The following is a 14,865-nucleotide window of genomic DNA, read 5'->3' as shown; positions in this document are numbered from 1 at the left end:
GCCTCATTGAACCATGAAAATGATTCTTTGATAAGCGAACGACTGAAAATTGGCAGTTTGTACCAGAAAAAAGCCTGTTTATCGCAAAAAACTGAAACTTTTTACCAAAAAAGAAACTACCTATAGACACGAAGAACATGTTGTTCTAAGCTCTAAAGGTAGTTGATTCAACGAAATACCAGATGATAGTCCTGGGGATCACAGCCTTCGATATATTGATAAAGCAACAGCTCCATCAAGGCAATCATCGAGATATGCGAAGTAAGATTTAGTTGATTAAGGTACAATTCATCTGTAAATAAGTAGAGATTGATATCGCTTGTGTTTTGCATCAGGTTATTGTCGGCACCGGTGATTGATACAATCAAGGGATGTGACTGCTCTTTCAACTTTCGAATCAAGGTAATTAACTCATTGTCCTCACCACGATAACTAAAAACGAAAACCAAATCTTTTGATTCAGCTTGTTGTAAAGCAATTGTTCTTGTTTGTTGATCTTCTGGAAAGATGACAAAAAATCCAGCTGTAGTATAGAGATATTTGATATAGCCCATAATTTCTTTGCTCATTCCTTTGGCGAATAAAAAGATTTTTGGTTTTTCCTGCATGGCCAAAACAATTTTTTTGATTTTATCACTATCCATTACACGAACGGACTCAATTAAATTTTTTAAGTATTCTTCCCGATAATCTCTTTGAGAAACCACAAATGGACTTTGTTGAGGAACATCATTTTTTGTTAATAAAGTGTATTTGATAACTGTTGAAAATTCACTATAACCACTAAAACCTATTTTTCTAACGAAACGCAAAAAAGTCGTGGTTGAAACAAAGCATTCTTCAGAAACTTCTCTAATACTTTTATTTTTGATGACATTCAAGTTTGAGATAACATAATCAAACAAAACCCGTTCATTTCTTGTCAGTTCTGCTAGATGGGAATTAACAATTTCATAGAAATCCATAATCATCCTACTTTCTATGTTTTGGTAGTGCCTGAGCAATACAGTGGATATTTCCTCCACCTAAAAGAATTTCTCGTGCAGGAACTCCGATGACCTCATATCCAGGATACAAGTCTTTCAGTATTTTATGTGCTTTTTGGTCATTAGGGTCGTCAAATACAGGATAGATTACGCCTTGATTTGCCGTATAATAACTAACATAACTAGCTGTTAATCGATCTCCAGGAAAGCGTGGAAGCATACCATTTACTGGGTCTACTCCTTGACTTTCTTCTTCAGTAATGTACATTGCTTGCGGTAAAGGCATTTTATGAATTTGTAGTCCCCGTCCCTGGGCATCTGTTACTTTTGATAAGTACATATAAGCTTCTCGTACAATTTCATACATTGGGTCTTCTGGATCATCGCACCAATTAAGGACGAGTTCACCGGGGCGAACGATATTCAACAAATTATCAATATCACCATTTGTTTCATCTAAAAAGAAGCCATGTGGAAGCCAGATGATTTTTTGAGCTCCGCAATACTCCAAAAGGATTTCTTCGATTTGTGTTTTAGTAAATTGCGGATTCCTTCCTTCAGATAGGAGACATTCTTCCGTAGTAAAAATTGTTCCTTCCCCATCGCTGTGAATGGAGCAACCTTCTAGTACGAAATTTGCTAAGGAATAATAGTCTAATCGTTGCCAATTACAAATTTTTTCTGCCAATAAATCATCTTGATCCCAAGGGAAAAACAGCCCGTCTAACAATCCGCCCCACGCATTGAATCGAAAGTCTACAGCACGAAGATTTTCTGACGTGTCCATGACGTAGACTGGACCTGTATCCTTGATCCATGCATCATCTGAACTCATTTCTAAAACACGGATGTTTTCGTTAAGTAAATGACGAGCATTTTTGTATTGTCTTTTTGATACAAGCATTGTCACTGGTTCGAATTTCGCAATAGTTTGTGCAACTTCTGCATAAGTAAGTTGAGCTGGCTTTGCACCATTTCGCCAATTATCAGTTCTCTCCGGCCAAATCATAAAACATTCCTCATGAGGAACTGTTTCTGCCGGCAAGCGAAAGCCATCTTGCTTCGGGGTACTGTGTTCGATTTTCATTTGGACAACTCCTCTTCTCCTATTAGTATAGCAAAAAACGAGGATTCGAAACAAACCTGTTTGCGAATCCTCCGTCCTCTCCTTTTAACTTGTTAAATCATTTCATTGTATCTTTTAGTGGCTACTAGGTATCTGTTGAGTGATACAGTGAATATTTCCTCCGCCTAAAAGGATTTCTCGTGCAGGAACCCCGCTAATTACACGATCTGGATATAATTTTGCTAAAAGTTTTTCTGCCTCATGATCCATAGGGTCACCAAATAATGGAAAGACGATTCCGCCATTAGCCGTATAATAATTAACATAACTAGCAGCTAAACGGTCGCCCTCTTCTCTTGGCAAGGTACCTGCTACAGCGTCTACACCTAAGCTTTCTTCTTTAGTAATCGTAACAGGATTTGGTACATACATTTTATGAACGACCAACTTCCGCCCTTTGGCATCTGTTTCGTTTTCTAAAATATTCAAGCATTCTTGAGAAATTTCATACTGCGGATCAGCTATGTCGTCTGTCCAAGCAAGAACCACTTCACCTGGCTTAACAAAATTAGCAATATTGTCAACGTGACCATTCGTTTCATCTAGATAGATTCCACGTTTCAGCCAAATAATTTTTTCAACGGCTAACTGTTCTTTTAAAACATGTTCAATTTGTTCCTTAGATAATTGAGGATTCCGTCCGTTTGAAAGTAGACACTCTTCCGTTGTTAATAAGGTACCCTCTCCATCGACGTGGATTGAGCCGCCTTCTAAAACAAAACTATCTAACCGATAACGATCTTTACGTTCGATTTCACAAATTTTTTGAGCGACTTGATCGTCTTTATCCCATGGGAAATAAAGACCATCTTCCAATCCGCCCCACGCATTGAATGACCAATCGACACCGCGGACTTCACCACTACTACTTTTAACAAATGTTGGGCCACAGTCACGTACCCATGCATCATCATTAGCGATTTCAACTACTCTGATTTCTTCCGGTAGTAAATGACGTGCATTATTATATTGGTCAGGATTTGCTCCCACGGTTACTGGTTCGAAGGCAGCAATTGCTTTGGCTACTTCGACAAATGTTTGTTGTGCTGGCTTTCCACCATTGCGCCAATTATCTGATCGTTGGGGCCATAAAATATAAACGCCCTCATGGTTTTCAAATTCGCCAGGCATCCAAAAGCCATCTTGTTTTGGGGTACTATCAATTGTTTTCATGAGAATGAACTCCTTTTTCTAACGTTTTTCCTGCGTGTTTTATCATTATTTCACCAATCAATGCTACAAGAATTGTACCTATCAATACCGGAATTTTTCCGGAAATTTCTTCTGGACTATTATCAAGTGGTACGACTGAGAAAATTAAAGTTAAGACCAGTAAAGTAAATGGAACATAAGTCAGAATTCGAAGAAACCATGTTGGGCCAGGAACTTTGAATGGTCGAGGTGTATCGGGATCTGTTTTGCGTAGTTTTAAAAATGCTGGGAACATCATGATATATGATAACAATAATGCAACGACATTTAATGAAAAGAATGCCCAAAAAATATTTTCGTTGGGGATCATTGGTGCGGCGACAACAAGCAATGTTGCAATGATTCCGTTAAGTAAAGAAGCACCAACGGGCATTTCATTTTTGGAATTTACACGTGCAAAAATCGCAGGCATATCGTTATTCTTAGCTGCGTATAAAGCAACATAATTCACACCTAAAGACCATGAAATCAAATTGGCAGCTAAAGTATACATAAATAATAAGCCAATAATCACTACAAACGGATTCAAGCCACCGACTAATAAGATAAAGCTGTCGATTAAGCCGCCTGATGCAGATAATTCATCGGCAGGAACCGCTGCGCCCATACCAAATGCCGCAAATAGATAAAAGAATGCAATAAGTATTCCACCATAGATAATTGATTGCGGAATTTGCTTTTTCGGATTATCCATGTCGCTTGCCATAGTAGTTACCACTTCGAATCCCAAAAAGTTAAATAGAATAACTGAAAGAAAGCTAAGGCTCTTAATATCCATTTTTGGAAGTAAAGCTGCTCCTGAAAAATCGTTTGCTACACCTTTCGTTACCGCATGATAGATACCCAGAACACCTAAACAAATCATGATGGCAACTTTCGCAAAAGCGGCAAGATTCAAAATCCATTTACTGTCACTCACAGGATAACAACTAATAAAAGTAACGACCCAAATGAAGAGCAACTGGATTCCAATAGTTACAAATAAATGAAGCTGAATTTGAAAAATTTGTGATAGGACTTCTTGGAACAAAACGGCTAAGCTTGCCATCCAAATAGGAAAGTTGATCCAATAAAACCAGGCAACTCTTCCACCCCAACGTCGACCAAAAGCTTTCTTTACCCAATCATAAATTCCGCCGTCGCCTTCATAAGTTGTACCTAACTCTGCAGAAATTAATCCATAAGGTAAGAAGAATAAAATCAGTAGTAACCCCCACCAAAAAAATTGTGAGGAGCCAATTGCTGCGGCGGGGGCAGCAGATTCTACTACCAGGATAACCACAACTGCCATTAATACAGCGTCAAATAATCGGAACTTCTTTTTTTCCATTATCCTTGCTCCTTTCTAGCCTTAGTTTTTGCGTTCGTATTGTTTTGTTTGACGTAATAAACGTTCAAATTCACTATTGTATGTTGTGACTACTGCTTCACTCGCATAGTTTAAGTAAGGATTTAAGAAGTAAACTAGCAAAGCGCGCATCGCTGTTAATCTGTTTTCGGCTTCGTCCAGTACCACTGAGTAAGGTGCATCTAATACTTCATCAGTTACTTCTTCTCCACGGGTAGCGGGTAGACAATGCATAAATTTAGCATGTGAGGCCGCTTTTTTCATTAAGTCTGCATTGACTTGATATTTTGGATAAAATACGTTCATCCGTTCTTCTTCAGATAGTTCCGCTTCATACAAACCATACCAAACATCTGTATAAACAAAGTCTGCATCTTTCATAGCAAGATCAGCGTCTTCAGTAATTAACACGCTTCCGCCAGATATTTGTGCATTTGCTTCACCAATAGCCAATGTTTCTGGTTTGATTTGGAATCCTTTTGGTCCAAATTGAACAAAGTCCATCCCCATTTTTGTAGCAATAAACATTAACGAAACGCAAACTTGTGTCGCATCACCGACAAAAACGACTTTACAGTCACTTAATTTTTTGCCGGCTGGTAGATGTTCTGTCATGGTGATGATGTCACCTAGTTCTTGAGTCGGGTGATTATAGTCGCTCATTCCGTTTATTACAGGAATCGTTGCTGTTTTAGCTAATTCAACTACTGAGTCATGACGTTCTACCCGAGCCATCAAAATATCTACTAAGCGAGATAAGACGCGGGAAGTATCGCCCAGACTTTCGTGTCCACCTAATTGGATTTGTCCAGGCGCTAGGTATTGTGCGTGCCCACCTAGTTGCGTCATAGCTGTTTCAAAAGATACACGGGTACGTGTAGAAGATTGCTCAAAAATCATTCCTAACGTTTTGTTTTTCAACAAAGGAGGATAGTAGCCATTAGTAATTGATTCTTTCAATTTCAAGCCCAATTCAATCAAGTAATCTACCTCTTCTTTTGAAAAATCATTTGTATCGATAAAATCACGTTTTTGCATTTTACATTCTCCTTCAATTATCTATTTTTTGTCGTTTATACTCGAGTAATCCTTTTGACACTTTGAGCATACTTGTTTTTTTAATAAGTTGTAAGGGCTTTTCTAGTTTAAGAAAGGAATAGAAAACAAAAAGAACATGTTACATTTTGCGTAACATGTTACATGCTTTTTTTATAAAATAGACTAACGAGCTACTAGTTGCATAACATACTTTTAAGTGGTTTTCTGCTATAATAAAACAGATATTGATGGTGGAGTTGGAGGAATGAACATGATTGATAGCTTGCAAAATCAAGCATACCAGGAAATTAGAAAACGAATTATTTTTTCAGATTTAGAACCAGGACGCAAAATATCTGAAAAAAGTTTAGAAGACTTACTTAACATTGGCCGCACCCCTATTCGTGAATCTTTGATACAATTGCGTCAACAAGAACTTGTTTATACGATTCCTCAAAGTGGTACCTATATTTCAAAAATTGATTTGGCTTCTGCGCAAAATGCACGCTTTGTACGTGAGCAACTTGAACAGCAAATCATGGTTGAGTGTTGTACAAAATTAACTCCTGAAACACAACAACGATTACAAGAAATATTAAACTCACAACAAAAAACAATTGAAAAACAAGATGCACGTGGATTTTTTCATGCGGATAATTTATTTCATGAAACGTGTTTTGACATTGCTGAGCGCAAAGAAGTTTGGAATTGGTTAGATAACCATAATACGCATTTAGAACGATTTCGTTGGCTACGGGTGACGATTTCTGGGTTACCTTGGGAAACCATCACAAACCAGCATCAGCAATTATTTGACGCACTAGTTGCTAAAAATCCTGAAGAAGTTCGCTTTTTAACGATTTTACATTTGCATATGATGTTGAACGAGCAAGAGTCAGTTGTGGAAAGATATCCAGAATATTTTGCTTGAATTTTTATTGAATCAGCTTGTTCTATTTTTTTTAGCTATCCAATCTTTAAGTCGACCGTTGACAATTACTTAAATTAATATCTTTTTATTAATCTCAATCAGGAGGGAAAAAGATGCCTAAACATCGAATTTACACAACTAGTTTTGCCAGTGTCTACCCCCACTACGTCACAAAAGCGACGAAGAAACAGCGAACAAAAGCAGAAGTGGATCAAATTATCTTATGGTTAACAGGTTACACACAAGATGAATTAGAGAACCAATTGGCTAAAGAAGCAACTTTTGAAACTTTTTTTGAAGAAGCACCATTGTTGAATCCCAAACGTTCACTGATTACTGGCATGATTTGTGGCATTCGCGTGGAAGAAATGGAAGATTCCTTAATGAAAGAAATTCGCTATCTCGATAAGTTGGTCGATGAATTAGCTAAAGGTAAAAAAATGGGAAAGATTTTGAGAAGTGAGTCTGGAAAATAAAGATAGGAGTTAAAGCCCCCAAGTTGTATTGAGCTTTTACAACTTGGGGGCTTTTAAATTAATTATTTAGCGAAATCCATTTGTTCATCCGACTAGAAGTATAAATACCTAAAACAATTTTTAGTGATTGAAGTGCATCAATTCCGGCGAGACTTGCTATATGGTCGTCCGTTTGTCCATTGATTTCCTTGATAAAGGCAGCAATAACTGCCTGATGTCCACGCCCCCAATACCTTTTTGAAGCATAAGTTAAATGTTGTGGCAGATCTTCTAAGATTACTTGTTGGTTAAACTTCAATTGTTCTGTTGTTAGTTCAATCTGCCCTTTTTCACATTCAAAGGTAAGTTTTGGTGATGGATTACCTGTATAGTTATTCGTTGCTTGAATCACAAATGGTGTGCCGTCATGGTATAGGGCAATCGCCATCGCTGTATCTTCAACTTCGATTACTTGCTCTAAACAAGCAGTCATGATTTTCCCTTTGATTTTCTCGGGTGTGCCAACTAACCAAGTAACAGCATCAATCATGTGGATCGCTTGATTGATCAGCACACCTCCCCCTTCTCGTTGCCACGTTCCTTTCCAATCTGATTGATAGTAGCTCGGAGTTCTTTCCCAAGCCAGTTCGCATTTGATACCAGTAACTTTACCGTATTTGTTGTCTGCTAGCTGTTTTTTGAGTAGTAAATAAGTTGGATTCAGTCGATTTTGATAGCAAACATGGTAAAGTGTGGATTGTTTTTCTATGATAGAAATCAATTCTTCAGTTGCTTGGAGTGTTGTTGCCATTGGCTTTTCACAAAGAACATGTTTTTGTGCGTTCAGTGCAGCGATACTCATTGCCTGATGTAAATCATGAGGGGTACAAATGATTACCAATTCGACCTCTGTCATTGCTAGTAGTCGATTGAAATCTTGATGAAAAATACAAGAGAATTGTTCTGCAAAAGTGAGACCAATTGTCTGATTTATATCACAGCAAGCGATTAGCTGGGCGTCCTCCAATGTTTGAACTACTTTAGCATGTGTTTGGGCAATTGCACCACAGCCTATTATTCCGACACCAACCATTTTGTTTTTCCTTCTTTCTAATACGTTTTTTTTGTGTCTAAAATTACTTCTGCTCGTTGTTTTTCAGTTGATGTCTCAATTTTTTTAGTTAATTCTTCTAAAAATAAATGTTCGTTGATTGGTAATGGAACCCATTCTTGAAGCCATGAAGAAAGATGGATGGCGTTTGAAATACTAAGGCCTTTGATTCCCTCTTCCGCAGGAGAAACCAGTTCTTCCTGAAATAAGATGTGATTGATGAAATTTTGAGTGATTTTTTTATGACCAGATTCATTATCAAAAGTGACAGGAATCTTAATAGACCAAACTTCTGGTTCACCAAAGCCTCCTGTATAGGTTTGATTCCAAGTGGTTTCATCAATTCGAGTTTGCCAAAATTTTAATTGATGATCTTCAATGACAATTTTTCCTTTGGAACCCACGATTTCAAAACGATTTGTTCCGGGAGTTTCAGTCGTCGTTGTAACAAAAACACCAGTAGCTCCATTTTGATACTCCACATAGGCGGTAACTTCTGTTTCGACTTCGACATTTCGGCGTTTTCCATTATAAGTAAATGCGAAAATCCGCTGAGGCATACCGCAAATCCACTGCCATAAATCAAGCTGATGTGGGTCTTGATTCAGTAAAACACCACCACCTTCTCCTTTCCAAGTAGCACGCCAATTGCTAGAATCGTAATAGCTTTGCGAACGATACCAATCAGTGATAATCCAATTTGTCCGGCGAAGCTCACCGATTTCACCTGAATCAACGAGCTCTTTCGCTTTTTGATAAAGTGGATTCATTCGTTGATTGTACATCAGTGCGAGTGTTAGTTCTGGATGTTTTTTGGCTTCTGTTAACATTTCTTGCACTTTTTTTGTATAGACACCCACAGGCTTTTCAATTAAGACATGTTTACCCGCTTTTAGGGCTTCAATGGCTAAAATTGGATGGTCATAATGCGGCGTAGCAATAATCACTGCATCAATTTCAGAAGAAGAAAATACACTGGCAGCGTGTGTAAAGTATAGATAACTTTCCCCAAGTTTTTCACGAATTTTGGCTAACTTCTCTGGCTGGTTATCGCAAAGACCAGTTAATACGACATTTTTTAGCTCATTAGCTAATAAATTATTTACATGTGCAGTTCCAATATTTCCCACACCAATAATCGCAATTCGAATTGGTTTCATCATTGCCACCTCACATCAAGTTTTGTTAGTAGTTTTTTTAATGACTCTGACGCAAGAATGAACATTCTTGCGTTGTCAGCTTTTTTTGTTAATTGTTGATTGGTTGGTTCTAAACGTTCAAAACCCTCAAAGAAAGTCAGGTGTGGTTCCAGCGAAACAAAACCGTTGTAGCCATTGGAAGTTAAATCGTTTAGAATTTCTTCAAGTTTTCCGTCTCCAAAACCAGCTGGCCTGACTTCGTGGTCACTGAACCGAGCGTCCTTAATGTGGAGGTAAGCAATTGAGGGCTTCAGTAATTCGTATGCATCGGGAAAAGCTTCAACGTCGCATTGAACAAAATTTGCTGGGTCAAAGACAGCCTTGACTTGCGGATTATTTAACTCATTGAGCAAATAGGCACATCGTTCGGGGGTATCACCAAAGATTTCTTTTTCATTCTCATGAAGCAATGTGATTTCAGGATATGCTTTCGCAATGGCTACAAAGGCTTTCCACCGAGTAACAACTTCTTCTTGATAATCATCTGGATTTTCTGCAGGATCAATAAAGAAACTGAACATGCGGACATACGGACTCTGAAAAATGTTGGCTAGGTGTAGCACATGTTTAAAAAGTTCTAAGTGTTCAGAAAACGGGTCATTGATATTTATTTTCCCAATAGGTGAACCAATACTGGATACGGTGATTCCTGCTGTATCTAATTGTTGTTTATAGCGGTGAGCCTCTTCAAAGGTTAACTCACTGACATTTTTTCCATCAAGTGTTCGTAACTCGATGTGTTTGATTTTTTGTTCGATTAACCCAGCAATTTGTTGTTGCATACTGGGATTAATTTCATCTGCAAATGCGCTAATTGTCACGGTCATTTTTGTCTTCCTTTCTTTTTTAACCTTTCACACCACCAGCAGTTGAACCACCGATGAAGTGTTTTTGAGCAGAGAAATAAACAACTAATGAAGGAATCAAACCAATGATCGACATGGCAATTGTTCGATTCCAGCTGAAATCTGCTGAAGTAGTGTCCATCGCCATCCTTAAGGCAATCGATACTGGGTATTTTTCTACAGAAGAGATGTAAATCAATGGGCCTTGAAAGTCGGTAAAGGTCCAGATAAATTGAAACAAAGCTGCAGTAATCAATGATGGTTTGAGAATGGGTACAAGGATTCTTGTTAAAATTGTGAAAGAATTACAGCCATCAATCGTTGCAGCTTCGTCTAGTTCTTTTGGTACTGTGCGGAAAAATTGAACCAGCATGTAAACGAAAAACGTATCGCAGGCAAAAGCTGAATTCGTAATCAAAGGTAGATACGTATCAAGCAAATTTACATTTCGCCAAAAAATATACATTGGAATTCGAGTAACGATTCCAGGCAAAAATAAAGTAGCAATCATTATTGGAAATAAAATTTTCTTGAAAGGAAAATCAAAGCGAGCAAAGCCATAAGCTGCTAAGGTACAGGAAATCAAAGTCAAGAGAACTTTAGGGATGACAATCAGAAAAGAATTCAAGAAATAAGTAGCAAACGTGTACTGACTCGATGTTTGCCAACCTTCAATATAAGGCGTAAAATCAAACGTTTTTGGCATAAACCAAATGGATTGAAAAATTTCACTATTTGTCTTAAAGGAAGCACCAAATAGCCATAGAATTGGGTATAACATGATGAGCGCTCCTGCAATCAAAATAAGATATTTGATCAACGAAACTAATCGTTTTTTTCGTTTTACTTGTCGATTCATTTTTTCTGTTTCAGTTTTATGCTGCAATGTTTGCTGCATGGTTAGCCCCTCCCATCGGCATAAAAGACCCAATTTTTAGAAGTCTTAAATAAGATTGCGGTAAAGATCATAATCATCACAAATAATACCCACGACAACGCACTTGAATAGCCCATGTTAAAAATCTTGAAGGCATTGTCATAAATATACATAGGTAATAAGTACGTGCTACGCATTGGTCCCCCACCCGTGATTAAAAATGGGCCATCAAATTCTTGGAACGCTTGAACCAATTGTAAAATTAAATTAAAAAAAATAATCGGTGTCAATTGTGGCAAAGTAACAGAGAAAAATTGTCGAAATTTTGATGCACCATCGATTGCTGCAGCTTCATACAAATCTTGAGGCATCTCAGTCAACGCATTTAAGAAAATCACCATAGCTGAACCAAACTGCCAAACACGTAGCAACACAATGGTCAACATGGCACCTGTCCCACTAGAAAACCAAGCAACATTAGCAAGCCCGATACTGTTTAATACCATGTTGACTAATCCATCATTTTTAAATAGGAACTGCCACAACACAGCAATCGCGACATTTGCACCTAAAATCGAAGGGATATAATAAGCTGTTCTGAAAAAGCCAATTCCCTTTAGCTTAGCATTCATTACATAGGCTACGAAAAGTGCAAAAATCAGCTTAAAAGGAACAGTTAGGAAAACGAATTTGATGGTTGCTTTGACTGACGACCAAAAAATGGGATCATCAGTAAACATTTTGATGTAATTGTCAAAGCCAATAAACTTCGGCTCGGTTAGCATCGAATAGTCTGTGAAGCTGTAAAAGAGTGACATGGCAAAGGGATAAACAACAAAAAAGAGAATCCCAATCATCCAAGGTGTTAAATATAAAAGACCAATGTATTTTTTTTTGATCATTTTTTTCCTCCTATAAAAGTTAAGAAATCAGATGCCATGATTTGCTATGTGTTAAAGCATAGCTGGCTTAATTCACGGAGTCTTCCTCTTCCTTGAATGCTTGGTAAAATTCTTTTGCAGCCTGCTTAGTGTCGATTTTTCCATAATCTAATCGAGTAATGATATCTAAAGTTGCATCATTTAGCTTAGCTGTGTCCCAACGATACATAGTGGATAGATTCGTATCGACCTTCTTCTCACCTTCCACTAAAATTTCTGTCGCTAATGGCGTAATCAGTTCACTTTCTTCCAAAGCTTGTTTACCGCTCTCACTATCAGGTACGCCGTTTTCTAATTTTTGAATTTTATTTGCTTCTGAATCATTCATTAAATAATTGATTAGCTTTGCAGCAGCTTTTTGGTGCTTGCTAGAGGTTGGAATAGAATAAACCATCGATGGCTTCGTCCAGACTCCTGTTGATTTTTCATTACTCATTGAAGGATAGCCTGCTAACGCTAATTCAAATCCTTGTTCTTCCAATTGACTCTTAATGGTATTTACGTTGGCAATAAATTCAAAGAGTGTTACCCACTTTCCTTCAAGTAACGCTGGTGCTGGTGCGCCCTCAATTGTTCCTGCATTGTCTACATCTTTTTTAGAAGGAATGATTCTTTGCTCAACGAGTTGCTGATAAAAATTGACAAGTGTGAGGAAATCTTTTTCTGTGTAGTTCAACTTGCCATTCTCATCTGAAATTGGTAATCCAGTTTGTTGCGCAACAATTTGAAAGAAGACAATTGGAGAACCATACTTAGCGCCAAAGAAATTTGAGGCTGGATAATAGTCATCAGGTAATTTTTCCCGCATAGCAATTAAATCTTCCCAAGACTGGGGTGCCTCGATATTGAACTTATCTGTAACTGTTTTGTTGTATAACAAAGGACGATAGTTGGTTGATAATGGTAATCCTAACAAATGGTCATCATATTTTAGTGAAATCAAGGACTCTTCAGAAAAGTTGGTAGAAATTGCTAACTCTTTTGAGAGAGTCTCTAAATCAACAAGTTGGTTTTTGTATTGATTTAGCCACATTGAATCCAAACGAATGACGTCTGGTGCTGTGCCACCAGATAGTTGTGTTGTCATTTTTTCTTGATAACCTCCGTACCCACTAAACTCTGCCTTGATTTTGATTGTGGGATTTTCTTTTTCAAAAGCTGTGATGGCTTCTTGCATGACTTTATTCCGCGCATCACCACCCCACCAGCTGATTCGAATTTCTTCGGTTTTGGCTGAACTTTCCGAGCTTTTGCCACAGGCGGCCAAGCTAAAACTTAAAATGGCGATCCCCGCAAATTTGATGACTTTTTTATAGTACACTTTGGACACTCTCCTTTTGAGTTGGTTTCCTATCGATAGTATTAAGCGCTTACAAGTAGAAATGTTAGCTTGAACCATGGGTATCGTCAATAAGTTTAGCAAGGTTCGAGCCACTTTCAACTGAGAAGTTAACGAGTGTATTTTATTTTCTATAGGCTCTGTTAACCCAATAGTTAACAATTCGATTAGGCAATTGTATTCTCTAGCGGAGATATAGTTTACTTACATACATAACTAAATTATTTATGAAAGGAACCATTAAGATGGAATTATATTTAGACCAACATTCTTTACCAACTTATAAAGCATTAGCATCAGAAACGCGGTTAGCGATTTTGCAATTGCTAGCAGAAAGAGGTTTGACTGTTACCGAACTTGCGAAGGAACTCAATTTAAGTAAGGCAATCATCTCAAGACATGTTCGTCTATTAGAAGATTGTCGCCTGATTCGACTGAATGATTCTTGGTTCAATGATGACGAACAACACAAGCGCTTGTTTTCGTTGGCACTTGATCGAGTGGAAATCGTCTTTCCGCAAAAAGTTTTTTTACCTTTTAAAAAAGCAAGCGTTGAAACTCGGCTAGGCTTATTCTCTGATTTTTTGGTCGTGCCGACTTGTGGACTCGCGGATACGGAAACGATTATTGGTCTGTTAGATGAGCCACAGTCCTTTGTTGACGAACACCGATCAGAAGCTGCCCTTTTATGGTTTTCTCGTGGGTATGTAGAATATATCATTCCTAATAAAGCACCAGTTGGTTCAACGTTGCAGTTATTGGAACTCTCATTTGAAATCTCTTCAGAATTTCCAGAATCAAATAATAATTGGCCAAGTGATATTAGCTTTTATATTAATGGAATCAAGCTAGGCACTTGGACCTGTCCTGGAAACTTTTCAGATGTCAGGGGAAAATTAACGCCTGATTGGTGGAAGAATCATTTTAGCCAATACGGCCTTTTAAAGCACTTACGCATCACTAATTCTGATACTGGAATTGATGGAGTCAAAATTTCTGAGGTTCGATTAGCTGATCTGGGTATCGAAGATCAATCATTTTATCGGTTTAAAATTGCTGTAGACGAAGGGGCAGTCAATCAAGGAGGCGTTACTTTATTTGGAGATACCTTTGGCAATCATGAACAAAATATCCGAACAACCATTTATTACAGTGAAGAATAAAAAAACTGAAACCAGTAAATGGTTTCAGTTGACTGATGAAGGATAAATACTCAATTCTTTCGCTGGAAATTTTTATGTGGATGTTTTTTGTAATAAAAAGTTGCACGGATGCTTGCACCTAACAAAAAGGCTCCGCAAACAAATAAAAAATGAAAAAATTCAGGGAATTGAAAAAAGGAATCAATTTTATTGACTGAGTATCCAGAAAGAAATGAAATCAGAAAAATATAACGCATTTTATCATTACGTCCCCACTCATCTAGCCAATAATAAAATTTTTTCATGAAATACTCC

Annotated in this window: 15 protein-coding genes; 3 read left to right on the top strand and 12 right to left on the bottom strand. The window is 37.7% G+C overall.

What is annotated here, in order from left to right; all coding sequences use genetic code 11:
* Positions 1–167 precede the first annotated feature (167 nt).
* The 5 genes from IGJ66_RS06385 to ptcA all read right to left on the bottom strand — a co-directional run bounded on the left by IGJ66_RS06385 (position 168) and on the right by ptcA (position 5,710).
* Positions 168–965, bottom strand: a complete 798-nt coding sequence (locus tag IGJ66_RS06385) for a MurR/RpiR family transcriptional regulator (protein ID WP_071868372.1) — start codon at positions 963–965, stop codon at positions 168–170.
* A 7-nt stretch (positions 966–972) separates the two neighbouring features.
* Complete coding sequence (gene aguA, locus IGJ66_RS06380; RefSeq protein WP_071868371.1) at positions 973–2,073, bottom strand: agmatine deiminase; 1,101 nt, start codon at positions 2,071–2,073, stop codon at positions 973–975.
* Between the two features lie 114 nt (positions 2,074–2,187).
* Positions 2,188–3,285 (bottom strand): agmatine deiminase, encoded by a 1,098-nt coding sequence (gene aguA, locus IGJ66_RS06375; protein WP_067482016.1) that lies wholly within the window; start codon positions 3,283–3,285, stop codon positions 2,188–2,190.
* On the bottom strand, positions 3,272–4,657 hold the full coding sequence (locus tag IGJ66_RS06370; RefSeq protein WP_071868369.1) for an APC family permease: 1,386 nt from the start codon (positions 4,655–4,657) through the stop codon (positions 3,272–3,274). Before IGJ66_RS06370 ends, aguA (IGJ66_RS06375) begins: the two co-directional genes overlap by 14 nt.
* Before the next feature lie 18 nt (positions 4,658–4,675).
* Positions 4,676–5,710: a putrescine carbamoyltransferase gene (gene ptcA / locus IGJ66_RS06365; RefSeq protein ID WP_071868368.1), complete on the bottom strand. Its 1,035-nt coding sequence runs from the start codon at positions 5,708–5,710 to the stop codon at positions 4,676–4,678.
* Between the two features lie 271 nt (positions 5,711–5,981).
* Between ptcA and IGJ66_RS06360 the strand changes: the two genes are divergently transcribed.
* Entirely contained in the window at positions 5,982–6,641 is a 660-nt protein-coding gene (locus IGJ66_RS06360; RefSeq protein ID WP_430616378.1) for a GntR family transcriptional regulator, read from the top strand.
* Positions 6,642–6,754: 113 nt separating this feature from the next.
* Positions 6,755–7,117, top strand: coding sequence for a DUF2200 domain-containing protein (locus tag IGJ66_RS06355; RefSeq protein ID WP_430616377.1), 363 nt, complete (start codon positions 6,755–6,757; stop codon positions 7,115–7,117).
* Between the two features lie 58 nt (positions 7,118–7,175).
* Here the strand turns inward: IGJ66_RS06355 and IGJ66_RS06350 are convergent, their stop codons facing one another.
* The 6 genes from IGJ66_RS06350 to IGJ66_RS06325 all read right to left on the bottom strand — a co-directional run bounded on the left by IGJ66_RS06350 (position 7,176) and on the right by IGJ66_RS06325 (position 13,390).
* Entirely contained in the window at positions 7,176–8,189 is a 1,014-nt protein-coding gene (locus IGJ66_RS06350) for a Gfo/Idh/MocA family protein (RefSeq protein ID WP_430616376.1), read from the bottom strand.
* 17 nt (positions 8,190–8,206) lie between these two features.
* Complete coding sequence (locus IGJ66_RS06345; RefSeq protein ID WP_430616375.1) at positions 8,207–9,367, bottom strand: Gfo/Idh/MocA family protein; 1,161 nt, start codon at positions 9,365–9,367, stop codon at positions 8,207–8,209.
* On the bottom strand, positions 9,367–10,233 hold the full coding sequence (locus tag IGJ66_RS06340; RefSeq protein WP_075491528.1) for a sugar phosphate isomerase/epimerase family protein: 867 nt from the start codon (positions 10,231–10,233) through the stop codon (positions 9,367–9,369). Before IGJ66_RS06340 ends, IGJ66_RS06345 begins: the two co-directional genes overlap by 1 nt.
* 19 nt (positions 10,234–10,252) lie before the next feature.
* Positions 10,253–11,149, bottom strand: coding sequence for a carbohydrate ABC transporter permease (locus tag IGJ66_RS06335; RefSeq protein WP_067482001.1), 897 nt, complete (start codon positions 11,147–11,149; stop codon positions 10,253–10,255).
* Positions 11,150–11,151: 2 nt separating this feature from the next.
* Entirely contained in the window at positions 11,152–12,027 is an 876-nt protein-coding gene (locus IGJ66_RS06330; protein ID WP_071868431.1) for a carbohydrate ABC transporter permease, read from the bottom strand.
* A gap of 70 nt (positions 12,028–12,097) precedes the next feature.
* The gene (locus IGJ66_RS06325; protein WP_430616374.1) at positions 12,098–13,390 is read right to left on the bottom strand and encodes an ABC transporter substrate-binding protein; all 1,293 of its coding nucleotides are present in this window, start codon (positions 13,388–13,390) and stop codon (positions 12,098–12,100) included.
* Between the two features lie 263 nt (positions 13,391–13,653).
* Between IGJ66_RS06325 and IGJ66_RS06320 the strand changes: the two genes are divergently transcribed.
* Positions 13,654–14,571 (top strand): ArsR/SmtB family transcription factor, encoded by a 918-nt coding sequence (locus IGJ66_RS06320; RefSeq protein ID WP_075491525.1) that lies wholly within the window; start codon positions 13,654–13,656, stop codon positions 14,569–14,571.
* A 50-nt stretch (positions 14,572–14,621) separates the two neighbouring features.
* On the opposite strand, the gene IGJ66_RS06315 is transcribed toward IGJ66_RS06320, so the two are convergent.
* Complete coding sequence (locus IGJ66_RS06315) at positions 14,622–14,855, bottom strand: hypothetical protein (protein ID WP_067481995.1); 234 nt, start codon at positions 14,853–14,855, stop codon at positions 14,622–14,624.
* Positions 14,856–14,865: the final 10 nt, after the last annotated feature.

Origin of the sequence: Enterococcus sp. DIV0176, assembly GCF_050528535.1 — a bacterium.
GTDB lineage: Bacteria > Bacillota > Bacilli > Lactobacillales > Enterococcaceae > Enterococcus_B > Enterococcus_B thailandicus.
The sequence above is the reverse complement of the archived record's forward strand: the minus strand, read 5'-3'. Positions and strand labels throughout refer to the sequence as shown.

Bases quoted from the DNA above. Each gene is read 5' to 3' on its own strand.
- IGJ66_RS06320 (WP_075491525.1), top strand. From the start codon at position 13,654: ATGGAATTATATTTAGACCAACATTCTTTACCAACTTATAAAGCATTA.
- aguA (WP_071868371.1), bottom strand. From the start codon at position 2,073: ATGAAAATCGAACACAGTACCCCGAAGCAAGATGGCTTTCGCTTGCCG.
- IGJ66_RS06385 (WP_071868372.1), bottom strand. From the start codon at position 965: ATGGATTTCTATGAAATTGTTAATTCCCATCTAGCAGAACTGACAAGA.
- IGJ66_RS06340 (WP_075491528.1), bottom strand. From the start codon at position 10,233: ATGACCGTGACAATTAGCGCATTTGCAGATGAAATTAATCCCAGTATG.
- IGJ66_RS06360 (WP_430616378.1), top strand. From the start codon at position 5,982: ATGATTGATAGCTTGCAAAATCAAGCATACCAGGAAATTAGAAAACGA.
- IGJ66_RS06345 (WP_430616375.1), bottom strand. From the start codon at position 9,367: ATGAAACCAATTCGAATTGCGATTATTGGTGTGGGAAATATTGGAACT.
- IGJ66_RS06315 (WP_067481995.1), bottom strand. From the start codon at position 14,855: ATGAAAAAATTTTATTATTGGCTAGATGAGTGGGGACGTAATGATAAA.
- aguA (WP_067482016.1), bottom strand. From the start codon at position 3,285: ATGAAAACAATTGATAGTACCCCAAAACAAGATGGCTTTTGGATGCCT.
- IGJ66_RS06350 (WP_430616376.1), bottom strand. From the start codon at position 8,189: ATGGTTGGTGTCGGAATAATAGGCTGTGGTGCAATTGCCCAAACACAT.
- IGJ66_RS06355 (WP_430616377.1), top strand. From the start codon at position 6,755: ATGCCTAAACATCGAATTTACACAACTAGTTTTGCCAGTGTCTACCCC.
- ptcA (WP_071868368.1), bottom strand. From the start codon at position 5,710: ATGCAAAAACGTGATTTTATCGATACAAATGATTTTTCAAAAGAAGAG.
- IGJ66_RS06335 (WP_067482001.1), bottom strand. From the start codon at position 11,149: ATGCAGCAAACATTGCAGCATAAAACTGAAACAGAAAAAATGAATCGA.